The following is a 25,344-nucleotide window of genomic DNA, read 5'->3' on the forward strand; positions in this document are numbered from 1 at the left end:
TCTTTCTTTGCTGAAATTTTCTCCTTTTCATCCTTCTACCTATATGATTCTAGCAACCTGCTACAACTTTTATCATAGCAAACAAACATATACTACAGCATCGTGCTCTAGACTGATTTAACAAAAATTCATTCATACTCGGCTTTTCTATTCTGTCTTAATTGAGTAAAACTGAACTGTATTCCAATATATTTGCTTCGCCACCTCGTCTATCGGAACATTTTTGATTACACTAATTTCCTTTAATACGTCTTTAATCATATTCGGATGTGTCATTTGATTCGCTTGAAATTTCCAAGGTCCATCTGTCTCTACCATCATATATTGTAACGGATAAAACGAGACGATGTTTCTAATTTTTTCCTTACATAAAACATCTGGTGTAATAGAAATATAGTAACCATTTCGAATCATTCTCTTCATCGTTTCTTTACTTCCCTTAAACCAATGAAAATGAGCATGTGAAATTCCATGCTTTTCAAGTAGATTACAAACAATATTTGCATCTTCATAAACTGCATGTAATATAATTGGCAAATGATATTTCTTAGCCAAAATCATAAATCGTTCTAATACCTCTATATACGTTTCTAATGCAAGGTTCGGCTGCTCTTGTCTTAAATAATATGGCAAACCAACCTCACCGATAGCAACAATCTGTTCTCTTCGCTCTTCAATAAGTTTATAAATTTGTTCACATTCTTCTTTCTGAATCGGCTGTTCTGGATGGAAACCAATCGCTGGATATACAAACGGGTACTGTTTTGCTAAAGCTAATATTTCATAACAAGAATGATAGTTCATTGATACCCCAATTAATCCATCAATCTCAGCACTTTTTTTCACATCGCTTAATATATTCATTCGCTCTTTACTTTCATATTGATCCAAATGTATATGACTATCTATCCATTTCACTCTTATCACCTCTTACACTTATTCTAATACGTGATTTTAGGGAAAGGATATAAAAAAACAAGAAAGAGCGTCTTTCTTGTTATATATATATTGATTTATTATCAAACATATAAATCTTCATTTCTATGTTTGGTTTTTTTATTCCATATCTATATTATTTAACAATTAAATTTGTTATTATATCAAACAATCCAATACATACTATAGCAACCATAAAGTAGCTACAGTACTCTTTCAGCGGAACCTTCACTACTTCTTCTTTACACATCCCAGTCGTCTCCCTTCTGAATCATCTTCCTAATCTATTTCTATTATGCAAAAAATATAAAAAACAAGCTATTGAATTAACTTACGTGAACCTTACAATATTGTAAGGTTCAAAAAAATAGCTCCATCCCTATTAGGATAAGAGCTATTTAAAAGTTAGTTGGTTTTTCAATATTCTTCCTTACTTCAGACAGAAAGTAATATTGCGATACTTTCTATTCTTATTATAATAAGGTTTCTCACATACAACTATCGAATTACCTTACATCCACCTTACAATATTGTCACCCATGATTATTGTTACTATTTTTCTTTGTAAAAGTAATCACATTATATGTCCCGCTTATTTTCTCATAGAATAAGCGCTTATCACGTTTAAACATGTGAAGTAAAACGTGTAAGAAAAGCAAACCATTAAATATGAAGAAAAGCATTGCTATAATGAGATAAATGATTGGCTTATTTTCATTCGATACCGCAACTGCAAATAACAGATAATTGATCCCGCCAATTCCGAAATATAAAAGACCATAGCGTTTCAATAACTCTAGCCATGTAATTCTCTCGCCCTTTCCCTTCACACGCATGTGCAATAACCATTTCCCGAATGTTTTCCCATTCGTGAAATATTGGATAACGATAAAATAACAAAATACAACAAAAAAGCCATTTAATAATTCATCTAATCCCGAAGTAGAATGGAAGACAGATGTAAATTGAACTTGTTGTCCAATTAATAGCCCTGATACCATTCCAAGAATAAGCCAATCTAGCCAAAGAGCTAATACACGTCGCGTCATCCGAACAGGCTTATTTTGCAAGTCAATTTTTTCATCTAAGCGGTGCATATCTGGTAAGAAGTATACAAATAGTGGTGCAATCCAAAAACCAATCACTCCGCTCGTTGTATTTAAGATGAGATCATCTACATCAAATAAGCGATATGGACAATTATACATACCATAAAATCCTGTGATTTGCGTAATTTCAAAAAATAGAGAAGTTAAAAAGACAATACACAACGTTTGCATAAAATTCCGTCGGAAATAATAACGCAAATACACTCCTAATGGTAATAATAAAATGGCGTTAAATGCCGCTTGTAAGAAACTGCGCTCTTTTAATGCAGCGAGATACGTAGCTGGTTGATTCCAAATCACTTTTGTTTCCTTTAGAAAATCGCTCACAAATGTAAATGGTACTAAATTATAATGTTGCGTTCCTAGTCGCTGCATACTACATGTATCAAATGTACTCGGAAACGGTAAAATGACTAAATAATATGCCGCCATACAATATAATAGTAAGGAATATAAAATAAACATGCGAAAGTAATGAATATAACCATGTTTCCGATACTGCCAAATTAGAAAAGGAATTAATAATAGAAAACCTGCAATCGGAAATGTGATAAATGCTGTTTGAATGGGCAATAAATATGCTCCCAACCTTCCACCTCCTAAAAGTGCAACGTTGCTATTATAGTAAAGTTCCTATTTTATTGCTAGTATATTGTTGTTTTGATATATTTTTTCAGAAGCTAAATTCATTCTTTTTCCACTATTTTAGAATAGTAATGTTCCACCACTAATTAAGGTGTCCTGGTACATCATTATTCTAAGCTAAAAACAACCTATCCAAATTCGGACAGGCTGTCTTTAGTTCACCGCCAACAACTTCGTTCTAGCTTGCACAGGGATATCTTGTGGTTCAATTTCTACAATTGATTCACCGTAACTTCCTTTTGCAAAGATCTTCAACGGTTCATTTCGTTTTAACATACGGTTAACCTTTTTCGTAATCGTTTTCTCTCTTCCCTTTTCATCGTAAGCAATAAACTCATATTCATACCATCCATCACCGATATGTTGACCAATATCATTCACAACTGTATAGTATTCTTTCGTCTTATAAAATGGATTATATTTATCAATTACTGGTCCCAGTCTTGTTGGTGATAAGAGTATTAACAAAGCCGCCAGTGCAATTATAGTGATAATAATTTTTTTCTTTAACACTTCCCACCGCACAGTAGATGCCTCCTCTACACAATATGAGCAGTTTTTCTATACATTTATTTTAAAAAGATAGACTAGATCCTGCCATCTCATCTCATTACATTTCTCTTACATTTTTGTAAGAATCCAATTCGGATTTTATATGATTTTTAACAATTTGTGAACCTGTAAAAACTGTGATAAATGTCACACCCTCTATTTTCCAAAAATTCTATACTATATGTATAAAAATTTGTTAAACATTTCACATTTAAGAGGGGAAATGAATATGAAAAAACGTTTAATCATGATCGGAAATGGTATGGCTGGAATACGATGTATCGAAGAAATTTTAAAACAACAACCAGATCTTTATGATATTACTATTTTTGGTGATGAACCTCATCCAAACTACAACCGCATTATGCTATCTCACGTCTTACAAGGAAAAACTACTACAAAAGATATCATCATGAATGAATATAGTTGGTATAAGGAAAATAACATTACCCTTTACCCAAATGAAAGGGTAATTACGATTAATCGGGAAAAACAAGTGGTTGTTACGGAAAAACAGCGTATTGTTACATATGACAAACTTATTATTGCAACAGGTTCTAGTGCCTTCATTCTGCCGATTGAAGGTTCAAATCTGCCGGGAGTAACAGGTTTTCGCACCATTGAAGATACACAATTTATGATAGATGCTGCTAAACAATACAAAAAAGCTGTTGTGATAGGTGGAGGACTACTTGGTCTTGAAGCTGCCAGAGGTCTCATTGACCTAGGAATGGATGTACATGTAGTTCATTTAATGCCGCACTTAATGGAGCAACAACTTGATGCGAAAGCAGCGTCATTATTACGTGAGGACTTAGAAGCGCAAGGTATGAAGTTTCTTATGGAAAAGAAAACCGTGAAAATTTTAGGAACAGACCGTGTAGAAGGTATCCAATTTGAAGATGGCGACATTGTACCATGCGATTTAGTTGTAATGGCCGTTGGGATACGTCCTAATACTCAATTAGCAAAAGACGCTGGGTTACTTGTTAATCGCGGAATTGTTGTTAACGACTATATGCAAACAGAAGACAACGCAATTTATGCTGTTGGTGAGTGTGCCGAACATAACGGGATTGCTTACGGACTTGTAGCTCCTTTATATGAACAAGGGATTGTATTAGGAAGACATATAACAAATACACAGACAGATAAATATAAAGGGAGCATCGTTGGTACGCAACTTAAAGTAGCTGGATGTGACTTGTTCTCTGCTGGACAAATCTATGAAGACGATCAAACAAAAGCCATTTCTATCTTTAATGAATGTACACGTTCTTATAAGAAAGTCTTCCTTCGTGACAATAAAGTTGTCGGGATTGTCTTATACGGTGATACTGCAGACGGCACACGTCTATTCCGCATGTTACAAAAAGAAGAGGACATACAAGAATATACAGCCGTTTCCCTTCTTCATAAAGCTGGTGAAGAGAGCGGGCTTAATGTTGCAAGTATGAGTGCTGATGATACCGTTTGTGGATGTAATGGTGTTACAAAAGGAACCATTGTTCATGCCATTTTGGAGCAAGGGTTAACTACTTTTGAAGAAGTAAAAGGATGTACAAAAGCAGCTGGTTCATGTGGGAAATGCCGCCCAATCGTTGAGCAAATTTTATCCCATACACTGGGCGATCATTTTGATCCTTCTGCTCAATCAATTGGTATGTGCGGGTGTACCTCTTTATCACGTGATGAAGTTGTCGCAGCTATTCATGAGAAAGCGTTAAAATCGCCAAAAGAAGTACGAAACGTCCTTGGTTTCGCACATGAAGATGGCTGCTCTAAATGTCGCCCTGCACTGAATTATTATTTACGTATGGCCAATCCAGAAGAATATGCTGATGACAAAACTTCACGCTTCGTGAACGAAAGAATGAATGGCAACATCCAGCATGATGGTACATTTTCTGTTATTCCTCGCATGTACAGTGGTGTGACTACCGCAGATGATTTAATGAGAATCGCAGAAGTGGCAAAGAAATATGATGTACCGCTCGTAAAAATAACAGGTGCAAGCCGCATTGGTTTATATGGTGTAAAAAAAGAGGATTTACCAAATGTTTGGGCAGATCTTGATATGACATCCGGTTATGCTTATGCAAAATCCCTTCGTAATGTTAAATCATGTGTCGGTTCTCGTTTCTGTCGCTTTGGTACAAAAGATTCCTTAGGACTTGGTATGTTGCTTGAACAATCATTAGAGATGGTAGATACACCCCACAAAATGAAAATGGGTGTTACAGGTTGTCCACGTAATTGTGCTGAGGCATTAACAAAAGACTTTGGAGTTGTCTGTGTTGAAAACGGCTTCCAGCTTTATATCGGTGGTAATGGCGGTACAGAAGTTCGTGAAGCTGATTTTCTTATGACTGTTCCGACGGAAGAAGATGTATTACGCATCGCAACCGCTTATGTACAGTATTATCGTGAAACAGGGATTTATGGCGAGCGAACAGCTCCTTGGGTAGAACGAATGGGCTTAGAACATGTAAAAGAAATACTGCAAAATGAAGACATGGTCACTGTGCTAAATGAACGTTTCCAAACTGCCCGCAGCACATATGAAGAAGCCTGGGGACAAACTCTAAAAACAAAGTCATTACAAGCTATGTATAAAGTGGAAACTGTACAATAAGGAGCGATTTATATGTTACACACAAAACAGAAAATAAAAATTATGCATGCAAAAGACCTTCCGGTGCAAATTGGTAAAGAAGTACGAATCGGTGACAAATCTATTGCATTATTTCGCCTTGCAAACGGGGATATTCGCGCTGTAGGAAATCGATGCCCGCATAAAAACGGACCATTAGCGGAAGGAATTGTTTCTGGTGAATTTGTCTTTTGTCCATTGCACGACTGGAAAATTTCATTACTTACAGGTGAAGTTCAAAAACCTGATGATGGTTGTATTCAAACCTATAAAGTAGAAGTCATTCAAGATGACATTTATATATATTTATAAATTGCAAAAGATTGGGATTTATTTTAAATCAAACAAGATGAGGTGAAGAGATGAACGGATACGTATATTTAATTGGTGCTGGACCTGGTGATGAAGGACTGATTACAAAAAAAGCAATAAACTGCTTAAAAAAGGCGGATATCGTGTTATATGACCGCTTATTAAACCCAAATTTACTTCGCTATACAAAGCCAACATGCGAACTCATATACTGCGGAAAAATGCCAACAAATCATATTATGCGTCAAAGCATGATTAACGCTTCTTTAATACAAGCAGCAAAGGAAGGCAAAATTGTCGTTCGTTTAAAAGGTGGCGACCCCTCCATCTTTGGCCGTGTTGGTGAAGAAGCAGCTGCTTTAGCTACAGAACATATTTCATATGAAATCGTCCCAGGGATTACCTCCAGCAGTGCCGCTGGTACGTACGCCGGTATCCCTCTCACTCATCGCGATTACAGTAATAGTGTAACTTTGCTAACTGGACATACAAAAGGTGCAATTTGTGATCAAGTCGATTACAGCGCTCTTTTAAATAGCGATACAATTGCCTTTTATATGGGGATTAAAAACTTACCAATGATTTGTAAAAATGTATTACAAGCTGGTAAAAGAAACGACACACCTGTAGCAGTCATTGAATGGGGTACAACTGGAAAGCAGCGAGTAGTAACAGGTACGCTCTCTACGATTGCGGAAGACGTAAAAAGAGAAAACATTTCGAATCCGTCCATGACCATTGTTGGGGAAGTCGTATCATTACGGAAACAACTTGCCTGGCAAGAACAGAAACCTCTTCATGGAAGAAAAATTTTATTCGCCTCTGCAACAAATAAAATAAGTAAATATGCAGAAACGCTGCGAGAAGCTGGAGCAGAAATATACCAAATACCTACTTTCAAAAAGCAAGAACATTCTTTAACAGCAAATGACCTCGGTGAAATATTCGAAGCGGAACGCCTTGTTTTCTGTTCACCAGAAAGTATGGGAATCTTCTTGCAATCGTGCACAAAACATGGAAAAGATATTCGTTCCTTACAAGCGAAACTTCAATATATGAATGCAAAGACAGAGCAAATGTTTATGAAGTACGGATTACTGGGCACACCTGCTACATTTTCTACAGAAACAACCGTTTATTTAGGGCGAAATATAAACCGGATTGAAGTCATCAAGAACAAAATAGGTGCTGGTTTTTACGTGATGACACATGAATATACAATTGACAATCGTTTTGATGAAATTCATGCGCGTATGCTCACTGAGTTTACATGGGATAGTATTTTCTTTGAAAGCCGCGCTACAATTGATACATTTTTAGCAGAAATCAATCGCCTTCGTTTTAACGATATTTCGAAATTACCATTTTCATATATGGACGAAGCAACTTTACAATATGCCAACAAAGTTGGGCTTCATTCTATTGATCATCAAGTACAGAGAGTAGTGGACCAAACAGAGGTGACTGTATCATGAAAGCCATCGTATATATTGGTCATGGTAGTCGTCTGCAAGAGGGCAACGAGCAATTCAAACATTTTATTCGTTCTGTTATGCAGGAGCGAAACGAGAAAATACAAAAGGTGGGATTTCTGGAACTTACGACTCCAACCGTTCAAGAGGCTATTTATGAAGCAATTACTGAAGGTGCCACTGAAATTGTAGTTGTCCCTGTTTTATTATTTGCAGCTGCTCATTATAAACGCGATGTCCCTTTTGAAATAAAAGCAATGCAACAACTCTATCCGCACATTTCATTTTCAGTTGCATCACCTTTTAGTATCCATCCATTCATGATTCAACTTGTAATAAAACGAATACGTGAAATGCAACCCATACAAGAAAGTGAAATACTACTCGTCGGCCGAGGCAGTAGTGATGCTCAGCCTATCTATGAATTAAAACAAATCGGTTTAGCTGTGGAACAAAAGTTACAAATCCCTGTAACGTGCACCTTTTTAACAAAAGGGACACCTTCTTTTATAGATACGTTAACTGAAACAGCATCTACTGCAAAACATGTATATATTATGCCTTATCTTCTCTTTACTGGATTACTGCTTCAAAAGATAAAAAAGTATGCAAAAAAATATGATAACGTGAGCACTTGTAACTGTCTTCAATTTGATCCTTATATGAAATTTACTTTGCTAGAACGAATGGAGGAACATATACATGTTTCAAACATACCCAATTATGTGCAACCTTGCAGGTAAGAATGTTGTCATTATTGGAGGCGGAACAATCGCTTATCGAAAAGCAGCTAGTTTACAAAATACTAGAGCCCGTGTCACGATTGTAAGCCCTCATATTTGTGATGAAATGAAAGAGTTATCCTATATTGAATGGAAGAAAAAAGAGTTTACAGAAAAGGATCTTCGAGGGGCCCATCTTATTTATGCAGCCACGAATCATCATGAAATCAATATGATGGTCAAACGAGCTGCTCATGATTTCCAGTGGGTCAATGTTGTAAGCGATGGAACAAAATCCTCCTTCCATACACCAGCAGTCATTCGAAAGAATGACTATATGATAAGCATTTCAACCTTTGGCAAAAGTCCATCACTTGCAAAGAAAATAAAACAAAAATTATTAGCTCACTTGCCTCAAATATTAAAATAATAAAAAGATGAACGAATCGAATCGTTCATCTTTTTAACTTGCTTTAAAGCCACCGCCAAGTACATCCCGTACATCATGAATCACGACGAATGCTTCTTCATCTACATCACGAATCACTTGTTTTAACTTAACAAGCTCTTGTTTATTAATTACAACATACAATACTTCTTTATTTTTCCCTGTATATCCGCCTCGTCCTTCTAGAACGGTCACACCACGTGTCATATGTTTTGTAATTGTCTCACGTATTAAATTTGGCTGATCCGATATAATCGTCACTGCCGTTTTCGTATTAATTCCTTCTACAATGAAGTCAATTACCTTCGCTCCGATGAAGACTGCGACAAGTGTATACATCGCCTTTTCTTGACCGATGATAAAGACAGACCCAGCAATCACAACAATATCAATAATAAGAACACCTTTTCCAACACTCCATCCTAAATATTGATTTGCCAATTGCGCTAAAATTGCTGATCCCCCTGATGTACCTCCTGCCCGGAACATACATCCTAATCCAACTCCAACAAACACTCCAGCAAATAAAGCGGCTAGTAATGTATCGCTATTTACTCGATGTCCAATATGTTCGGTAACATATAAAAATAAAGATGTCTCTACAATTCCAATAATTGTATACATCATCGTTTTTTTATCAAAAAATTTATATCCGATCGCTAATAAAATTGCATTTAAAGCAAAGTTCACAACCCCTGGTGACCATCCAAATAAATAATACGTAACAACCGTTAACCCGATAATTCCACCCTCTGACAAACGGTTTGGAATTGCAAAATAGTTAATACCGATTGCAAATAATAATGAACCAATTGTAATGAGTGTAATTTCTTTTATTCGTTGAGTAACCATAGTTCGTACCTCCCCCCCATTTGACATTGTATCACCATCTCCTAGAGGTATAGAAGTGGTTTTTACCACCCATTTTGTTATACGCTATTTACAAAATTATGATTAAACAAATGATTGGTTAATTATTCAAATTCTCCCTCACAACCCACATTCATCCCTGTACTTCCCCTTACTAAATATGCTTTCCCACAAAGGTTTCTTCTGCATCCGTACATATTACATATATGTCTCTCATATACAAATAAAAATTTTTCTATTTCGTATAAAAATAACCGTCTACATCAAAGACACTGAAAAAAGGGAGTGCTCTCTAAAAAAACAACGCGCCTTTTATCCCGCATTAACGGGCAGTAAGACTCCCACCTCAAGATTCAGAGAAAAGCAAGGAAGATAGGTGGGAGTAGGGCTGCCCGTAACAGCCCGATTGGTGAGGGCTCATAATCAGTGGGGGATGAAGAAAACCCCCACTGATTAAAGTTTCACTTTATAAAAATGTTGAAAATAAACAGGAGTCCGTCACCTATATAGTAGATGATGGACTCCTGCTTTATTATGAAGTAGGTTTTTTTAGTGGCCTCTCTATATCCGATTGTTTTTTCCTATTTCTTTATTAACATGTCCTTTAATTCTTCAAATTTCGTATTTAATTGATCTGTCATCTTTTGCATAATTGCTTTCCGATCCATCGTTTCTTCCGTCTCTACTTGAATTGGATCTCCAAAGATAAGTTGTGCTCTCTTACCTTTTATCAATTCTTTTATACTTGTCGGGCCAATATATGCTGCCGGTACTAACGGCACACGAGAACGCATCGCAATTGTTACAGCACCAGCTTTTAAAGAGACATCTTCTGTAGATCTTGTTCCACTTGGAAAAATCCCAACGACTTTTCCTTCTTTTAATAAGCGCGATGGGATTTTCAATGTACTTGGCCCTGGATTTGCTCGATCCACAGGAAAAGCATTTACATTCTTAAAAAACCAGTTCAAAAACTTTTTTTCAAATAACTCCTTTTTGGCCATGTAATGGATTTCCGTCGGATACATTCCTGTTGCTAACATTAACACATCCATAAAACTTGTATGCGTACATGCTACGACATACGGTCCTTCTTTCGGTAATTTCTCTTTCCCTTGTACTTCTACTTTTCCAACAGTCTTAAATATATATTTCAACAAACATGTAATTGGTTTATACATTTCGTTCGTTCCTTTCTCGCCTTCCAAATTGAACTTCACTTTTAAAACCATTATAACACTAACTTTTAATAGTTGATAATAAAATTAGGTATCAATTTCAAAAAAGCGGATCTATATGAAACAAAGAAGGAAAGAGACATGTATGTATCCCCCTGCAATATCTTTCCTAACATATATAGAAAAAAGCTGTGCACCCTATAGGCACGCAACTTTTTTAGTTTGTTTCATATATAATTTGACCTGTTTTCCTTACATCGTAACCACCAATTGCTAGCAATTCATTTTGAAATTCTATAGATTGCAAAATATCTTTTACCGCTTCAATTAATTGTTCATTCCCCTTGTTTTTCAAAATGACTAAGTCATATTGTTCTTTCATAAGTGGAATAAAGTCTACATTTACAATTTGCGCTACTTTTTCTGCCCCTACACCAACATTAGCTTTCCCGCTAGCAATTTGCGAAGCAACACCAAAATGGTTTGATTCTTCCCATTCATATCCTTGAACATGTTCCTTGCTTAAGCTTTGAATGCGAAGTTGCTCATCTACTAATACACGAATTCCTGATCCTTTTTCGCGGTTTACAAATTGTATAGACGGTTTAACTAAGTCACTCCAATTTTGTATTTCATTTGGATTTCCTTTTTGAACATAAAATCCAACATTTCTTGCTAATAAATTGATGACAACACAAGGCTGTCCAACTAAAATTCGTTTTACATATGGAATATTATATTCTTTTGTATCTCCATCAAATAAGTGTAGACTAACAACGCTTCGTTCCCCATGATACATTTTGATTAAACTTGCTAAACTACCTTGATACGCTCGAAGTATATTAGAATTTGGCATTCGATTTTCTATATGTTTTGCTAGCATATCTAACGTTAATTCTTGTCCGCTAATTACACAGTGCTCTGCACTTTTGTTCTCTACTTTTACAAAGGATGTTTGTAACGTTCCTGTCTTCATCTGTCTAATATATTGTTCTAAATCCCCCGCATCAATACGCATTTGCCTGCCGACTCTATAAGAAGGAAGCTCTCCTTTTTTTATTAAGTCGTATACGGTTAACTTTGATACCTTTAATTGTTTCGCTACTTCTTCCGTTGTGTAGGAATGATGGTCCATAGGCGATTCCTCACTTTCTTACTCTATTGTAACAAAGAAGTGAAACTTTCTCCTATTTTTTCAAACAGTGACTTATTTCACATTATATTTAATTATAACTATTTATAATTAAATATAATTAGTTATAATTGATATGGTAAGAAGGAAAGGAGATTATACGTTATGAACAAATTTGTATTGCGGTATATTGGGGTACTTACACTTTCATTTTTCCTTATTTTCAGTAGCGCTTGTGCAAACGGAGACAAGAAAGAGAAAACAAATGCAAAAGAAGAACAAACAATTGAACTGACAATATCAGCAGCCGCTAGTCTACAAGATGCTTTTAAAGAAATTGAAAAACAATATAAGCAAAAAGAACCTAACATAAAGCTATCATTTAACTTTGGTGGTTCCGGTGCACTTCAGCAACAAATTGAACAAGGTGCTCCTGCTGATTTATTTTTTTCTGCGGCAGAAGATAAATTTCAAACGCTTGTAAAGAAAGGATTTATCAATAAAAAAGAAGGAAAAGATCTTCTAGGAAATAAGCTTGTATTAGTCGTCCCAAAAGAAAGTTCTATTCAAACATTCCAAGAATTGAAAGAAGAGAAAGTGAAAAAACTAGCAATTGGTACACCTGAATCTGTACCGGCCGGAAAGTACGCAAAAGCTCTTCTTACACACGAAAACTTATGGAATGATCTTCAAGACAAAATTGTACCTACAAAAGACGTTCGTCAAGTATTAACATATGTAGAGACTGGAAATGTAGATGCTGGTATTGTATATAAAACAGATGCTCTCATTTCAGATAAAGTAAAAATAGCTGCTGTAGCGCCAGCTAACTCTCATGAACCGATTCGTTATCCTGTTGGAGTTATAAAAGAATCTAAGCATAAAAAAGAGGCGACTTTATTCTATGAATATTTACAATCGAAAGATGCACAAACAATCTTTAAAAAGTATGGATTTACAACCTTACCTTAACTACTATGACATTTGATACACTTTGGCCGCCTGTTTTTCTTTCTTTACGAGTCGCTGCACTCGCTACTATTATTTCTATGATTTTCGGTACAATTATTGGTCGAATATTAGCACGCTCCTCTTCGCGTTATAAAGTGTTATTAGAAACCATTTTTCTATTGCCGATGGTGCTTCCGCCAACTGTGATTGGGTTCTTTCTCATCATTATTTTTGGAAATCATAGCCCGATTGGGCAATGGATTGAAACATTATTTCAACAATCGATTATGTTTACATCATGGGCAGCAGTCATTGCCTCAACAGTTGTTTCATTTCCGCTTATGTACCAATCGGCAAAAACAGGTTTCTCTATTGCAAATGAACAAATTGAAGACGGGGCCCGTGACCTCGGAGCAAGTGAATATCAAGTCTTTTTACACGTCACACTACCACTTGCATTCCCTGCATTACTTAGCGGAATGATTTTAAGTTTCGTACGAGCATTAGGAGAATTTGGTGCAACACTCATGTTTGCAGGAAACATTCCTGGTAAAACACAAACGATTCCAACAGCCATTTATATGGCAATTGATGCAAGTAATATGTCCCTTGCTTGGACACTTGTTATCATAACAGTTAGTATGTCGCTCATTTTCTTATTGTGCATGCAATTCATTAATAAACGAATTACTTTTTAAAGCAGCTTTCGACAAAAAGCTGCTTTTTTATTTCCCGAAAAATAAATTATTTTGTAAAACGAGGAAATGCGTATCTTACAAAAATGTAATCTTCTTGTAAGCTAATTCGATAGTTGCTCCCAATCACATCTCATATAATGAATACATGAGATACCCCCTCAAGAAGTGGATTGTCCCCCCACATCTTGTTGTTAAAAAAGTTAACAAATTTATTTCCCTATTCCCCTCAAAAGATCCCAATTTGGGATCTTTTTTATCGTGAAACAATAACGAAATTTTCCCATTTATAAAAATATACATTTTATTTGAATTCACTTTCTAAAATGAGGGCTTTCCTGTTATTATATGGAGGTGTTTGAAAAAACAAAGAAATGAAAACGCATTTATAATGTAAATTCTTCATTATATTTTAATGATCAGTAATCTTCTACTCTACTAATGGAGAATTACCAATTTTTAGAGTGGCTTTCAACTATATTGATATAGTAAAAACGAAGGGAGTCTTGTGATGGACATTTTATTAGCTCTTCTTCCTGCAATTGCATGGGGGAATATCTTATTAGTAAGTGTAAAAGCTGGTGGCGGTGCCTATAGTCAAACGCTTGGTATGACAATGGGCGCTCTATTCTTTGCAATTGTTATGTATGTATTTACTCAGCCGGCTTTAACGATGACAATCTTAATCGTCGGTTTTATCTCTGGTGTATTCTGGGCTTTAGGACAAGCAAACCAATTAAAAACTGTTGAAAGACTAGGGGTTTCGACAACAGTAACCATTTCAACCGGGATGCAACTTGTTGCAACTTCTATCTTTGGAGTAATCGCTTTTCATGAGTGGACTACTACTACTACGATTATTATGGGAACGATTGCAATTCTTTTAATTGTAGTTGGTGTTGTCTTCACTTCATTAGATGATAAAGAAAATGCACAGCCACCAGGACAATTAAAAAAAGGACTTTTCACTTTAATTATTTCTACTTTCGGCTATCTTGTATATGTAATTATTATTCGCTGGTATAACATTGATGGTTGGTCAGCTATTTTACCACAAGCGGTTGGTATGTTTGTTGGAGCAATCATACTGACATCTAAACATAAACCATTTAATAAATATGCAATTCGCAATACAATATCTGGTATACTTTGGGGAACAGGAAACTTATTCTTACTTCTTTCATTACCAAAAGTTGGAGTCGCAACAAGTTTCCCATTATCACAAACAGGTATTGTTATCTCTACATTTGGTGCAATTGTCTTTTTAGGTGAGAAAAAAACAAAACGCCAAATGGTATTTATCGCATTAGGCAGTGTTCTCATTATTGGTGGCGCTGTTTTACTCGGTATGACAAAAGCATAAACTCACAATTGATTATCGCACCCTAAAAGTATAGTAAACTTTTAGGGTGTTTTGCTATCTATTTTTCCGCATAAACCATGGCTACAAAATCTAAAAATGCTCTTCTCCTCTCAAAACTTTTCTATCATTTTTACATTCATCTAATAGACCTTTTCTTTTTACACGCTCTCTTATCAATGTTATTGTTTTTATAACTTACTTTATAAGAAAGGATTAGAGGATATGCCAAAGAAACAGCGAATTTTATTTATTGGTGCTGGACGTATGGCCGAAGCAATCTTTGCTGGTTTACTTAAGACAAGCAAACAACACATCGAAGAAATTATTGTATCTAACCGAAGCAATACAAAAAAACTCCAGCAATTACAAGAACAATATCCTATTTCAACAACAACTGATTGGAAAGAATGCATCAAGTCTGTAGACACGATCGTTCTAGCAATGCCACCAGCTGCACATGAACAACTATTAACAGAACTAGCATCTCTTCTTACGCATCAACTTGTCGTGACCATTGCTGCTGGAATTGGACCATCTTACTTAGAGAAAAGATTACCTCAAGGCACACCAGTTGCTTGGATTATGCCAAATACGGCCGCTAGCATTGGACAGTCTATCAGCTTGTATACGACGGGGCACTTCGTAAATGAAAATCATAAAAAAACATTACAGCTTCTTTTAAAAGGAATTGGCACATCACAGCTTTGCACAGAAGAAGAAATTCATCAGCTAACCGCTGTTACTGGTAGCGCACCAGCATTTCTTTACCACTTTGCAGAAAGTCTAATTGCAGCTACGAAAAGTTATGGTATTGATGAAACAACAGCACATCACCTTGTTATTCAAATGATTGCCGGCTCAGCTACGATGCTTGAGCAAGCACAAAATCCAGCACTTCTTCAGGAACAAGTGACCACACCTGGTGGTTCAACTGCGGAAGGCTTAAAAGTGCTCTATGAACATCATTTTTCCGAAATCATTCAGCAAGCAATTGAAGCTACAAATAAAAAGGCAAGGGGGAACTAATATGAAAATTACAAGTTTACAAGATTACACTACATTACATAACGGGGTAAAAATACCTTGGTTTGGTTTAGGAGTATTTAAAGTGGAAGATGGCACAGAAGTAATTGATTCTGTAAAAGCTGCTATCAAAAACGGGTACCGTAGCATTGATACAGCTGCTATTTATAAGAACGAAGAAGGTGTGGGACAAGCAATTCGTGAGTCCGGCGTTCCTCGTGAAGAGCTATTTATTACATCAAAAGTATGGAATAGCGATCAAGGATATGAATCGACATTACAAGCGTTCGAAACTTCCTTACAAAAATTAGGTTTAGAGTATTTAGACTTATATTTAGTTCACTGGCCTGTACAAGGAAAATATACCGAAACGTGGAAAGCATTAGAAAAACTTTATACAGATGGCCGCGTTCGTGCGATTGGTGTAAGTAATTTCCACATTCATCACTTACAAGATATATTCGAAATTGCAGAAATTAAACCGATGGTGAACCAAGTTGAATATCACCCTCGCTTAACACAAGAAGAATTACATGCTTTTTGTAAAGAAAACCATATCCAACTAGAAGCATGGTCACCGTTAATGCAAGGACAACTCCTTGATCATCCAACATTGCAAGAGATTGCAAAAAAGTACAATAAATCAACAGCACAAATTATTTTACGTTGGGATCTTCAAAATGCAGTGGTAACTATCCCAAAATCAATTAAAGAACACCGCATCATCGAAAACGCAAATATTTTTGATTTCGAATTAAGCTCTGAAGATATGAAAACAATTCAATCTTTAAATGAAAATCATCGCGTTGGTCCAGATCCTGATCATTTTGATTTTTAATAAGAGTTTAGCTGTTACATCTACTGAAGAAGCATAAAAGTTGTCCATGAAGAATAGAAAGGTATCCGTTCGTCGGATACCTTTTTTTATTACGCTTCTGTTCCTACAGCCCTTTCTCTCTTTAATACAAATGATACCCCTACTACACTTAGTGCTACAATTTGTGTAATCGCAATTATAAATAATAGAGAAATAATATTTTCACTTAAATTCCCACCACCAAATATTATTGCGAAATAACCCTTCGCAGCATAAGTTGCGGGAAATAATTCTCCGATTGTTTGATATGTTTTGGATAACATAGCCTGCGGGACCATTACACCAGAACTTACAAGTTGCAACGAGAGTGATATAATATTAAAAATCATACCTGCATTTCCGAATAGAGTAAGAAACATTTGCGTTAATGATAGGAAAGCAAAAAAGACAATGGTTTGGAATAGCCATACATTTCCGATCGTTTCTTGGGTTCCAACGTGAAAAATTTTCATTAAGCCAATGGTAATACATGCAAGTAGAATAGATACTACACCGTTAATCACTTGTCTTGAAAGAAAATTTCTCCAATCTCTTCCGACTTGTTTTGCCACTTTCGATAATTCCATACTCATAATCATTGCTCCAACGAATGAAGCTAACACAATCATAAGCGGCACCATATTTACAGAAAACCCTTTTGCATCATTTACTTTATGCACTTTAAGTCCAACTGATTCTTTTGTTAGCCCCTTTAGCATTTCAATGCTTTCTGGCCCTACAGCTTGTAACTTTCCTGCAATAGCTTGTTGTTTATTGTTTGCAATTTCTTTATTTACATTACTATGAACTTGTTTTGCTATGCTTTCCATCATCTGCTTTGCCATCATCGAGCTTGCTTGGTTAATATGAAAGTTTAAATCTGTTTTACCTTTTTCGCTTATATCCTTTGAAAAAGAGGCTGGAATTTCAATAATCATATCGTATGCATACTGATCCATTTCTTCTTTTGCCTTTTCCATAGACTTCTCTTTTGTCACTTGAAAAGGTAAACTTTTCTGTAAACCGTCTCCTATTTTACTTTCCATACTCGTATCTTGGTTTACAATCGCAATTTTCAGTTTATCTGCTCTTTCATTAACTCCATCATAAGCTGTTAGCCAAATACAAAAGAAAATGAGCTGGAATGCTAAAGCTACTACAATCCCTATATACGTACCTGGTATTCTTAAAAATTGTTTCATCGTATTCATTTTCTTAACTCCTTTTAGCAAGCAAGTACATACTTGCATTTTATTTTAAATAAATACTAGGGTTTTAATGCCCTAGCATATAAAGTTATATTATTTTCAATAAAATCTTCATCATTCATCTCCATCAAGCGATTTTCAAAACGCATTTTAGAGAGAAAATATCCAAAGTTAATCCATATAAAATTCATGACTTGTGCTTCAATATTCGTATCAATGACTTTTCCCTTTTTCTGCATTTCTGCAAAATAAATCATTAATTCTTCCTTTAAACCTTTCGGTATTTTAGCGATTTCATCATCTAACTCCGGAAACGCACCTGTTTCACGAATACCGATCGCAATGATATCTTTCACTTCATTCAAAAATTGATGATAATGCCTTGCTAAGTTTTTTAAGTCTGTCTCTAATTCCCATACAATTCCTGTTTGTAAAAAATGTTTTAAATGCGGCACATATGAAAATTCAGCAACGGCTGCTTCAATGACCCCTTTCTTATTTTTAAAATTACGAAAGATTGTCACTTCATTGACACCAGCACGCATTGCAATTTCTTTCGTTGTCGCTGCTGTATATCCTCTTTCTTTCACTAATTCAATTGCTGCTTGAATAATTTTTTCTGCTGTCTTTGAGCGCGCCATACAATCCTCTCTTCCTTATGCAAGTGATCACTTACATTCAGAATATACTTTTTTCTAATTATTGTCAATTCATTTCCTGTAAATTAGTAAGATTGATATTCGTATAAGCAACCAATGAACTGAAATACGGTTAATACGCAACTAAACAGAATCATAACGAACATGCTCATATGTAACGTTGGTTGAAATATAGCATTTGCTATCCATATGCTAATACTAAAAAAGAAAAATTGCGCAAGAACCCCTATTGGCTTCAACCATATTCTCGTTTTTTTCTTTGTTACTTTTACAATCCATCCAAGTATGAAAACTAAAGTTAATATAATAAATGCTAGCCATCTTCCATACTTCGCATCATAAGGTGTCACTTGATTCGGGAAAATGAAGTGCATCATGCGGAATAATAAAAGACTAATACCGAGACAAATAATAAGTGACAGGAACGATTCTATCGTGACTTTGAAGAGGGCATATGAAAATGAATATTTCTTTCCTGTTGTATCCATCATTTCACATATAACCATCGCAATGAAAAGCACGAAAAACCATATAAAAAAATAAATAGGCGTTTCTACTTTGAACAATTCTGCTATTGAATAGAATAACAGCTTCCACATATATTCATTTTCACCTCTGCTATTCTTCTATCTCTTCAAATTGCAAATTCATTGGTTCACTGGAGAGGGTTTCATAGAAACTTTCTGTCAAATCTGTCGACGGTACCTTTTCATCTACTTCATCTAACCGAAAACTATCTGCCCATATACATCCTTCCCCTGACAACAAAATACCAAATGCAATCCCAATTGCTTCTTCTTTTACATCGAGTACAACTGAATAAGGTTGCCAACTTGTAGTATGTTTTATAGGACGATTTTGCATATTATCCATAGCTAGTGGTTCTGTATCTTTCCCATCTACACGCATCCATAGCCCTGCCCAATCTTTCACATTTTCACTTTTGATAAACGCTGTTAACCGCAAGCGCTTTCCTTTATATTTATCCGCTTTAAACATTTGCATTAGCGTCGTAAATCCGCCATGGGTCACACCTTCTTTTGCTTGAATATAAGCTGATACTTTTCCTTGGTGAACTGTTTTATAATCTAAGCCCATTTCATATTCTGTAGGGTGACTTCCGCTCAATACCCATCCTTTCGGTAAACCTTTTTGCATTGAAATTTCCCCTCTTTCTATATAAAATGATTGAAAATAGTTACGGTATTTTTTCGGTGGCAAATGATACATTCTTTTAAACGCTCTAGTAAATGCCTCTTGTGAAGAAAAACCATATTGCAGTGCAATATCAAGAATCGGTCTATTTGTCGTTACTAAAGCTTGTGCAGCATATGTAAGTCTTCTTTTTCGAATATAATCTGTTACACTCATTCCCAAATTACTTTGAAAAATACGATGAAAGTGATACATAGATATCGCACTATACGAAGCGACTTTTGCAATTGTCAATTCTTCTTCTAAATGATTTTCTATATACGCAATTGCTTTTTTGACTAAACTACTATATTCATCATACATATCCGCGCCTCCTTACATTTCCAATTTACCACATACATCCAAATCATTTTTTGATTTAATTTGCGAAGTCTTCTACCTATTACATAGAAAATATCTTTCTAATTGATACATAATTAAGGGCATTTAGGGAAAAATTGTATAGAAGGAAGCTATACTAAGGAGGAAGATATCATGAGAATTTTACTTTCAGCTTTATTAGCTCTTATGTTAATACCTGCATTAACAGGGTGTAACGCACCAGCAAAAGAAGATACGACTTCTAACAAGAAAACAACGGAAGAAGCAAAGAATGAAACATCTGCTGATTTAAAGCTTAACTTTAATGAATTCGATTTAGATGTTGACTACCAAGATACAAAAAAAGATTATGAAGCTGACTATAAACATAAATCTGCTGATCAAAAAATGGAAGCAAAAATTGAAGACCATAAAGCTAATGTAAACTTAACTAGCGATGAAGCAATTGCAAAGTTAAGCCCACTTCTTAAAAAGCTAACATTTGATAAAAACACACCAGATCAAGAAGTGATTGACCAAGTAGTCGACGTCTTCCAACTCGATAAAGATTATCAAAAATTCGAATTAGAAGTTGTCTTCTCTGATGGAACGAAGAAAGAATATAAGAAGGAAGCAAAATAAAGAAGTAGGCGTTTGCCTACTTCTTTATTTTTTCATCATTTCTTGATTTTCACATAACGTAAATCTGGCTCACCTCCAACATCATACTGAACCCCAGACACTGATTCTTTTTGTAAATAGGATGATGATGGGAATAAAATTGGGATTAATGGCGTTTCAGCAAACATAATATCTTCTGCTTTATGCAATAAATCAAAGCGCTTTTCTTCATCTCTTTCAACTTTCGCTTCTTTTATTAAAGCATCAAATTCTTTATTATGCCATTTTGCATAGTTATTCGGTCCATCACCTGCATATAATTCAAGTTTTTTAGCTGGATCTACAGCTCCACCCCATCCCATATAAGCTAATTGAAAGTCACTTTGTTTATACGTATCAATGTAACTTTTCCACTCTTTATTTTCTATTTTTACATCTACACCAAGATTTTTCTTGAACATTTCTTGCATTGCTTCTGCTACTTTTTTATGCTGTGTATCTGTTGTATACTTCAATGTTACTTGAGGAAGTTCTGTCCATCCTTGTTCTTTCATGCCTTCTTCTAATAATTTTTTCGCTTCTGCTGGGTCAAATTTTAAATAATCCCCTTTTTCTTTACGGAAATCACGGCCGCTTTGTGTTTTCGCTCCTTCTGGAACAAAAGCATATGCTTCTTGTGCATTCCCTTTATACAATTTTTCAACAATAAATTTACGATCAAGCGCTAACGCAAATGCTTTTCGTACTTTTGCATTAGTAAACGGTTCTTTTTCAACATTAAATGAATAAATGTAAGATGAAAATCCTGCAATGCGTTTATATTCTTTATTTTTCTTTTCTTTTTCAACCATCTCTTGTGGCAATCCGCCTAATAAGTCTAGTTCTTTTGACTTATACAATTGATACGCCGTATTAGTATCTGGAATAATACGAAACTCCAATTCTTTTAATGTTACTTTTTTATCATAAAACTCTTTGTTCTTCTGTAAAATAATTGCTTGGTTATGCTTCCATTCTTTTAATTTGAATGGTCCGTTTGTAAGTAATTCTTTTGGACTTGTTTTTAATTTATTTTTATCATCAATAGATTTCTTTGAAAGTGGAATAAATAAAGAACTCGCTAATTGTTGTTTGATAGATGCAACTGGATGTTCAAGCGCTACTTTTAAAGTTTGCGAATCTACCACTTGAATACCTACTTGTCCTTCTTCCCCTTTTCCAGTATTATACGCTTCTGCGCCCTTAATAAAATACATTTCTGTTGCATTCATAGATCCTGTTTTAGGATTTAATATACGTTTCCATGCAAATTCAAAATCATTAGCCGTAATAGGTGAACCATCTGACCATTTTATATCTTTCTTTAAATGAATTGTATATTCTGTTCCATCTGCATTTACTTCTTCTTTCTCTGCCAACTCATTTTGGTATTTTCCATCCGTATCCTTTGTATATAGACCACTAAATAAATGTCCAATTACATAACTTGACGTACTATCTGTCGCAATTGCTGAATCAAGTGTATATGGGTCGCTACTAATATTTGTTACTAAGCGATCTCCTTTATCTGCACTTGCCTTTGACGCTTCTTTTTTACCGCAGCCGACAGAAGCAATCGCTAAAACTGTCATAATGGCAAAAAGTAAAAACTTCTTCATTCTACATTCTCCTTTAGCCTGAAATTTTTGGTGTCGATTCTAACAATGTTTTTGTATAAGAGTGTTGTGGATTACGAAATACTTCATCCGTATCTCCAAATTCAACAAGTTCTCCTTTGTATAAAACAGCTACTTTTTCACATAAATAATGAACCATCGGTAAATCGTGAGCGATAAATAAATATGTATAGCCCTGTTCTCTTTGAATTTGCTGCAAGAGATGAACAATTTGAATTTGTAAGGAAACATCCAATGCTGAAATTGGTTCATCTAGTATTAACACTTCAGGCTCACATATAAGCGCCCTAGCAATAGCAATCCGTTGACGTTGCCCGCCGCTAAATTCATGCGGATAGCGATCGATATACCCTCTATCTAATCCGACGCGTTCTAACGCATCACCAGCAACTCTATCCTTCTCCTTCTTATCGCCTAACCCAAATGAAATATATCCTTCTGTAACACTATCTCGAACTTTCCACCGCGGATTTAAAGCCGCGGTAGAATCTTGAAAAATAAATTGTACTTTTTGTAAAAAATCTCGCTTTTCTTTTCGATTCAGCGCATGGACAATTTGACCGTTATACGCAATCTCTCCTGATGAAGGTTTTTCAATACCAGCTATTAACTTACCAAGCGTTGTTTTCCCTGAACCACTTTCTCCAATAATGCCAAGTGTAGTTCCCTTTGGAATGGATAGTGATATATCTTTCAGCGCCGTAAGCTCCTTCTCCTTACTCCCATATGTTTTCGTCACCTGTTTTACTGTAATTAGCTCTGTCGTCATGAAGCGCTCACCTTCTCTTTCGCTTTCTCTTTACGCTGCTCAATAATATGTTTCCAGCAGAATGAACTATGTTCCGGCGAAAATACTGTTTTCTCTGGGAAGCGATGAACACATTCTTTCATCGCAACTGGGCAACGGTTCACAAACGGACATCCAATGCTATTTAATATTTCAAGCGATGGTGTTGTTCCATCGATCGCCCGCAATATCTTCTCTGAATCGTCCATATTCGGAATAGCTTGTAATAAACTTTTCGTATACGGATGCTTCGGTGACTCAATGACTTCTTGAATCGTTCCTTTTTCTACAACACGGCCGCCATACATCACAACAACCCGGTCAGCTACTTCACGCACAAGCGCAAGATCATGTGTAATTAATAGAATACTTGTATGTTGTTTTTCTTTTCTCTCTTTTAATAACCCCATAATTTGTTTTTGAATTGTTACATCCAGCGCTGTTGTCGGCTCATCCGCAATTACGAGCTTTGGGTGACAAGCGAACGCAATTGCTAAACAAATGCGCTGCCTCATACCGCCACTTAGTTGATACGGATATTGCTCGAAACGCTTTTCTGCTTCATGTATGCCTAAATCATTTAATAACTGAATCGCAATTGCTTTTGCTTCTTGCTTTGATTTCTTTTCATGCTGCAAGATCACTTCTGTAATTTGTTTTCCTACTTTCATTGTTGGATTTAATGAAGAAAGCGGGTCTTGAAATATAAAAGAAATATCTTTTCCCCGTATGTGATTCCATTCAGCTTCTTGCAAGTTTGTTAATTCGCTATTCTGAAAGGAAATTTTTCCTTCCTCAGTGCGAATTGACTCTTGATTTAAGCCAATAATCGATTGCGCTGTTACACTTTTTCCCGAACCACTTTCTCCTACAAGTGCAACAATTTCACCTTCATGAATGGAAAAAGAAACATGTTTTACAATCGCTTGTTTACGATCCTCTTTTTCAACGGCTAACGTTACGTTTTCTAAAGATAAGAGCTGTCCCATGTTTTTTCTCCTTCCGATTTTGTTTCACAATTTTTGGATCAATCGCATCCTGCAAACCATCTCCAATCGCATTAAAAGCAAACATAATTAATGCAATCAGTAACGCTGGGAAAAACAGTTGCCACCATTCCCCACTTAACAATGTTCCTAGTGCATCGTTTGTCATCGTTCCCCAACTTGCTGCTGGCGATTGTACACCCAATCCGATAAAACTTAAAAATGATTCTGAGAAAATAGCAGATGGAATCGTAAAAGATAAATTCACAATAATAATTCCAGTTAAATTCGGAATTAGGTGTTTATAAATAATTTTCATATGAGATGTTCCTAATCTCTCAGCGGCAATGACAAATTCTTTTTGTTTTAATGACAGCACTTGCGCTCGTACAAGTCGTGCCATTCCAATCCAACCTGTTAATGCAAGAGCAAGAATAATTGTAAAAAGTCCTGGCTTCATAACAATTAATAGTAAAATAACAATTAATAAATACGGTATACCATACATCACTTCGATTCCTCTTACAATCCACTCATCAATTAACGTACCGAGACGATTACGCCCTCTCACATATCCACTAAAACCACCAATCAGTACACCTAATCCGATATCAAGAGCTGCTGCGATCAATCCGACTGCTAATGAAATTTTCCCACCAGCCCATGTTCGTGCCCAAATATCCCTTCCTAAATCATCTGTACCAAACCAATGTTCACTACTTGGTTGGAGGTTTGTTGCTTCTTTTATTTGCTCATTTGCACTATATGGCGTTAAACTTTCTCCAATAAGAGAGAAAATAACGATTAAAAGTAAAGTGACTCCCCCTATCATTGCTATTGGGTTTGATATGAGTTTTTGAAATACTTCCTTTTTCCGACTAATCGTTTGCTGTTCTTTATTAGCTGTTAATGTTTTCTTATCTTCAGCCGTCAATAACTGATCATCAATTTCGTAAGCCCCCATTTTAATTTTCC

The 25,344-nt window shown here is 35.6% G+C and carries 25 protein-coding genes; 11 read left to right on the forward strand and 14 right to left on the reverse strand.

What is annotated here, in order from left to right:
- Nucleotides 1–147: 147 nt before the first annotated feature.
- The 3 genes from MR063_RS15205 to MR063_RS15215 form a co-directional block, all read right to left on the reverse strand.
- The gene (locus tag MR063_RS15205; protein WP_242199082.1) at nucleotides 148–918 is read right to left on the reverse strand and encodes a TatD family hydrolase; all 771 of its coding nucleotides are present in this window, start codon (nucleotides 916–918) and stop codon (nucleotides 148–150) included.
- Nucleotides 919–1,469: 551 nt separating this feature from the next.
- Complete coding sequence (locus MR063_RS15210) at nucleotides 1,470–2,633, reverse strand: VanZ family protein (protein ID WP_242199084.1); 1,164 nt, start codon at nucleotides 2,631–2,633, stop codon at nucleotides 1,470–1,472.
- A gap of 210 nt (nucleotides 2,634–2,843) precedes the next feature.
- Nucleotides 2,844–3,215: a YxeA family protein gene (locus tag MR063_RS15215; RefSeq protein ID WP_242199086.1), complete on the reverse strand. Its 372-nt coding sequence runs from the start codon at nucleotides 3,213–3,215 to the stop codon at nucleotides 2,844–2,846.
- A 256-nt stretch (nucleotides 3,216–3,471) separates the two neighbouring features.
- On the opposite strand from MR063_RS15215, the gene nirB reads away from it, so the two are divergent.
- From nirB to MR063_RS15240, 5 genes are read left to right on the forward strand one after another with little or no spacing between them, the layout of a single operon-like run.
- Entirely contained in the window at nucleotides 3,472–5,877 is a 2,406-nt protein-coding gene (nirB, locus tag MR063_RS15220) for a nitrite reductase large subunit NirB (RefSeq protein ID WP_242199088.1), read from the forward strand.
- Nucleotides 5,878–5,889: 12 nt separating this feature from the next.
- Complete coding sequence (nirD, locus tag MR063_RS15225) at nucleotides 5,890–6,207, forward strand: nitrite reductase small subunit NirD (RefSeq protein ID WP_242199089.1); 318 nt, start codon at nucleotides 5,890–5,892, stop codon at nucleotides 6,205–6,207.
- 50 nt (nucleotides 6,208–6,257) lie between these two features.
- Complete coding sequence (locus tag MR063_RS15230) at nucleotides 6,258–7,682, forward strand: uroporphyrin-III C-methyltransferase (RefSeq protein ID WP_242199091.1); 1,425 nt, start codon at nucleotides 6,258–6,260, stop codon at nucleotides 7,680–7,682.
- On the forward strand, nucleotides 7,679–8,422 hold the full coding sequence (locus MR063_RS15235; RefSeq protein ID WP_242199093.1) for a sirohydrochlorin chelatase: 744 nt from the start codon (nucleotides 7,679–7,681) through the stop codon (nucleotides 8,420–8,422). The genes MR063_RS15230 and MR063_RS15235 overlap by 4 nt, the downstream gene beginning before the upstream one ends.
- Nucleotides 8,382–8,831: a precorrin-2 dehydrogenase gene (locus tag MR063_RS15240; protein ID WP_242199095.1), complete on the forward strand. Its 450-nt coding sequence runs from the start codon at nucleotides 8,382–8,384 to the stop codon at nucleotides 8,829–8,831. Before MR063_RS15235 ends, MR063_RS15240 begins: the two co-directional genes overlap by 41 nt.
- 33 nt (nucleotides 8,832–8,864) lie before the next feature.
- Here the strand turns inward: MR063_RS15240 and MR063_RS15245 are convergent, their stop codons facing one another.
- The 3 genes from MR063_RS15245 to MR063_RS15255 all read right to left on the reverse strand — a co-directional run bounded on the left by MR063_RS15245 (nucleotide 8,865) and on the right by MR063_RS15255 (nucleotide 12,032).
- The gene (locus MR063_RS15245) at nucleotides 8,865–9,701 is read right to left on the reverse strand and encodes a YitT family protein (protein WP_242199097.1); all 837 of its coding nucleotides are present in this window, start codon (nucleotides 9,699–9,701) and stop codon (nucleotides 8,865–8,867) included.
- A 599-nt stretch (nucleotides 9,702–10,300) separates the two neighbouring features.
- Nucleotides 10,301–10,900, reverse strand: a complete 600-nt coding sequence (locus MR063_RS15250; protein WP_242199196.1) for a lysophospholipid acyltransferase family protein — start codon at nucleotides 10,898–10,900, stop codon at nucleotides 10,301–10,303.
- 214 nt (nucleotides 10,901–11,114) lie between these two features.
- Nucleotides 11,115–12,032, reverse strand: coding sequence for a helix-turn-helix transcriptional regulator (locus MR063_RS15255; protein WP_242199099.1), 918 nt, complete (start codon nucleotides 12,030–12,032; stop codon nucleotides 11,115–11,117).
- Between the two features lie 162 nt (nucleotides 12,033–12,194).
- Between MR063_RS15255 and modA the strand changes: the two genes are divergently transcribed.
- The 5 genes from modA (at nucleotide 12,195) to MR063_RS15280 (ending at nucleotide 16,899) form a co-directional block, all read left to right on the forward strand.
- Complete coding sequence (gene modA / locus MR063_RS15260) at nucleotides 12,195–13,001, forward strand: molybdate ABC transporter substrate-binding protein (RefSeq protein WP_242199100.1); 807 nt, start codon at nucleotides 12,195–12,197, stop codon at nucleotides 12,999–13,001.
- A gap of 5 nt (nucleotides 13,002–13,006) precedes the next feature.
- The gene (gene modB / locus MR063_RS15265; protein WP_242199103.1) at nucleotides 13,007–13,678 is read left to right on the forward strand and encodes a molybdate ABC transporter permease subunit; all 672 of its coding nucleotides are present in this window, start codon (nucleotides 13,007–13,009) and stop codon (nucleotides 13,676–13,678) included.
- A gap of 508 nt (nucleotides 13,679–14,186) precedes the next feature.
- On the forward strand, nucleotides 14,187–15,038 hold the full coding sequence (locus tag MR063_RS15270) for a GRP family sugar transporter (RefSeq protein WP_242199106.1): 852 nt from the start codon (nucleotides 14,187–14,189) through the stop codon (nucleotides 15,036–15,038).
- 222 nt (nucleotides 15,039–15,260) lie between these two features.
- On the forward strand, nucleotides 15,261–16,064 hold the full coding sequence (proC, locus tag MR063_RS15275; RefSeq protein ID WP_242199108.1) for a pyrroline-5-carboxylate reductase: 804 nt from the start codon (nucleotides 15,261–15,263) through the stop codon (nucleotides 16,062–16,064).
- 1 nt (nucleotide 16,065) lies between these two features.
- Entirely contained in the window at nucleotides 16,066–16,899 is an 834-nt protein-coding gene (locus MR063_RS15280; protein ID WP_242199112.1) for an aldo/keto reductase, read from the forward strand.
- Nucleotides 16,900–16,988: 89 nt separating this feature from the next.
- On the opposite strand, the gene MR063_RS15285 is transcribed toward MR063_RS15280, so the two are convergent.
- From MR063_RS15285 to MR063_RS15300, 4 genes are all read right to left on the reverse strand, one after another.
- Nucleotides 16,989–18,128: a YhgE/Pip domain-containing protein gene (locus tag MR063_RS15285; RefSeq protein WP_242199113.1), complete on the reverse strand. Its 1,140-nt coding sequence runs from the start codon at nucleotides 18,126–18,128 to the stop codon at nucleotides 16,989–16,991.
- 56 nt (nucleotides 18,129–18,184) lie between these two features.
- Nucleotides 18,185–18,766: a TetR/AcrR family transcriptional regulator gene (locus MR063_RS15290; RefSeq protein ID WP_242199115.1), complete on the reverse strand. Its 582-nt coding sequence runs from the start codon at nucleotides 18,764–18,766 to the stop codon at nucleotides 18,185–18,187.
- An 83-nt stretch (nucleotides 18,767–18,849) separates the two neighbouring features.
- Nucleotides 18,850–19,383, reverse strand: coding sequence for a DUF5823 family protein (locus MR063_RS15295; protein ID WP_242199118.1), 534 nt, complete (start codon nucleotides 19,381–19,383; stop codon nucleotides 18,850–18,852).
- 19 nt (nucleotides 19,384–19,402) lie between these two features.
- Nucleotides 19,403–20,302 carry a helix-turn-helix transcriptional regulator gene (locus MR063_RS15300; RefSeq protein WP_242199120.1) on the reverse strand — a complete coding sequence of 300 codons (900 nt, stop codon included), beginning with the start codon at nucleotides 20,300–20,302 and terminating at the stop codon, nucleotides 19,403–19,405.
- A gap of 171 nt (nucleotides 20,303–20,473) precedes the next feature.
- Here MR063_RS15300 and MR063_RS15305 point away from each other — a divergent pair, with 171 nt between their 5' ends.
- Nucleotides 20,474–20,941: a YusW family protein gene (locus MR063_RS15305; RefSeq protein WP_242199123.1), complete on the forward strand. Its 468-nt coding sequence runs from the start codon at nucleotides 20,474–20,476 to the stop codon at nucleotides 20,939–20,941.
- 35 nt (nucleotides 20,942–20,976) lie between these two features.
- Here the strand turns inward: MR063_RS15305 and MR063_RS15310 are convergent, their stop codons facing one another.
- Genes MR063_RS15310 through MR063_RS15325 form a run of 4 tightly spaced genes read right to left on the reverse strand, consistent with a single transcriptional unit; the run spans nucleotide 20,977 to nucleotide 25,333 of the window.
- Nucleotides 20,977–22,578, reverse strand: coding sequence for a peptide ABC transporter substrate-binding protein (locus tag MR063_RS15310; protein WP_242199125.1), 1,602 nt, complete (start codon nucleotides 22,576–22,578; stop codon nucleotides 20,977–20,979).
- A 13-nt stretch (nucleotides 22,579–22,591) separates the two neighbouring features.
- On the reverse strand, nucleotides 22,592–23,365 hold the full coding sequence (locus MR063_RS15315; RefSeq protein ID WP_242199127.1) for an ABC transporter ATP-binding protein: 774 nt from the start codon (nucleotides 23,363–23,365) through the stop codon (nucleotides 22,592–22,594).
- Nucleotides 23,362–24,372, reverse strand: coding sequence for an ABC transporter ATP-binding protein (locus tag MR063_RS15320; RefSeq protein WP_242199130.1), 1,011 nt, complete (start codon nucleotides 24,370–24,372; stop codon nucleotides 23,362–23,364). The genes MR063_RS15315 and MR063_RS15320 overlap by 4 nt, the downstream gene beginning before the upstream one ends.
- A complete protein-coding gene (locus tag MR063_RS15325) occupies nucleotides 24,329–25,333 on the reverse strand; it encodes an ABC transporter permease (protein ID WP_242199132.1) in 1,005 nt (334 codons plus the stop codon). The genes MR063_RS15320 and MR063_RS15325 overlap by 44 nt, the downstream gene beginning before the upstream one ends.
- Between the last annotated feature and the right edge of the window lie 11 nt (nucleotides 25,334–25,344).

The sequence above is a fragment of the Bacillus cereus group sp. BfR-BA-01492 genome (assembly GCF_022662815.1).
In the GTDB taxonomy this organism is placed as follows: Bacteria; Bacillota; Bacilli; order Bacillales; family Bacillaceae_G; genus Bacillus_A; species Bacillus_A cereus_BD.

What these genes read in the sequence shown, in the direction of transcription:
- MR063_RS15235 (WP_242199093.1), top strand. Translation starts at nt 7,679, where the DNA reads ATGAAAGCCATCGTATATATTGGTCATGGTAGTCGTCTGCAAGAGGGC.
- MR063_RS15320 (WP_242199130.1), bottom strand. Translation starts at nt 24,372, where the DNA reads ATGGGACAGCTCTTATCTTTAGAAAACGTAACGTTAGCCGTTGAAAAA.
- MR063_RS15250 (WP_242199196.1), bottom strand. Translation starts at nt 10,900, where the DNA reads ATGTATAAACCAATTACATGTTTGTTGAAATATATATTTAAGACTGTT.
- nirB (WP_242199088.1), top strand. Translation starts at nt 3,472, where the DNA reads ATGAAAAAACGTTTAATCATGATCGGAAATGGTATGGCTGGAATACGA.
- MR063_RS15315 (WP_242199127.1), bottom strand. Translation starts at nt 23,365, where the DNA reads ATGACGACAGAGCTAATTACAGTAAAACAGGTGACGAAAACATATGGG.
- MR063_RS15245 (WP_242199097.1), bottom strand. Translation starts at nt 9,701, where the DNA reads ATGGTTACTCAACGAATAAAAGAAATTACACTCATTACAATTGGTTCA.
- MR063_RS15285 (WP_242199113.1), bottom strand. Translation starts at nt 18,128, where the DNA reads ATGAATACGATGAAACAATTTTTAAGAATACCAGGTACGTATATAGGG.
- MR063_RS15310 (WP_242199125.1), bottom strand. Translation starts at nt 22,578, where the DNA reads ATGAAGAAGTTTTTACTTTTTGCCATTATGACAGTTTTAGCGATTGCT.
- proC (WP_242199108.1), top strand. Translation starts at nt 15,261, where the DNA reads ATGCCAAAGAAACAGCGAATTTTATTTATTGGTGCTGGACGTATGGCC.
- MR063_RS15290 (WP_242199115.1), bottom strand. Translation starts at nt 18,766, where the DNA reads ATGGCGCGCTCAAAGACAGCAGAAAAAATTATTCAAGCAGCAATTGAA.
- MR063_RS15325 (WP_242199132.1), bottom strand. Translation starts at nt 25,333, where the DNA reads ATGGGGGCTTACGAAATTGATGATCAGTTATTGACGGCTGAAGATAAG.
- MR063_RS15270 (WP_242199106.1), top strand. Translation starts at nt 14,187, where the DNA reads ATGGACATTTTATTAGCTCTTCTTCCTGCAATTGCATGGGGGAATATC.
- nirD (WP_242199089.1), top strand. Translation starts at nt 5,890, where the DNA reads ATGTTACACACAAAACAGAAAATAAAAATTATGCATGCAAAAGACCTT.
- MR063_RS15230 (WP_242199091.1), top strand. Translation starts at nt 6,258, where the DNA reads ATGAACGGATACGTATATTTAATTGGTGCTGGACCTGGTGATGAAGGA.
- MR063_RS15295 (WP_242199118.1), bottom strand. Translation starts at nt 19,383, where the DNA reads ATGTGGAAGCTGTTATTCTATTCAATAGCAGAATTGTTCAAAGTAGAA.
- MR063_RS15305 (WP_242199123.1), top strand. Translation starts at nt 20,474, where the DNA reads ATGAGAATTTTACTTTCAGCTTTATTAGCTCTTATGTTAATACCTGCA.
- MR063_RS15300 (WP_242199120.1), bottom strand. Translation starts at nt 20,302, where the DNA reads ATGTATGATGAATATAGTAGTTTAGTCAAAAAAGCAATTGCGTATATA.
- MR063_RS15240 (WP_242199095.1), top strand. Translation starts at nt 8,382, where the DNA reads ATGTTTCAAACATACCCAATTATGTGCAACCTTGCAGGTAAGAATGTT.
- MR063_RS15280 (WP_242199112.1), top strand. Translation starts at nt 16,066, where the DNA reads ATGAAAATTACAAGTTTACAAGATTACACTACATTACATAACGGGGTA.
- modB (WP_242199103.1), top strand. Translation starts at nt 13,007, where the DNA reads ATGACATTTGATACACTTTGGCCGCCTGTTTTTCTTTCTTTACGAGTC.
- modA (WP_242199100.1), top strand. Translation starts at nt 12,195, where the DNA reads ATGAACAAATTTGTATTGCGGTATATTGGGGTACTTACACTTTCATTT.
- MR063_RS15255 (WP_242199099.1), bottom strand. Translation starts at nt 12,032, where the DNA reads ATGGACCATCATTCCTACACAACGGAAGAAGTAGCGAAACAATTAAAG.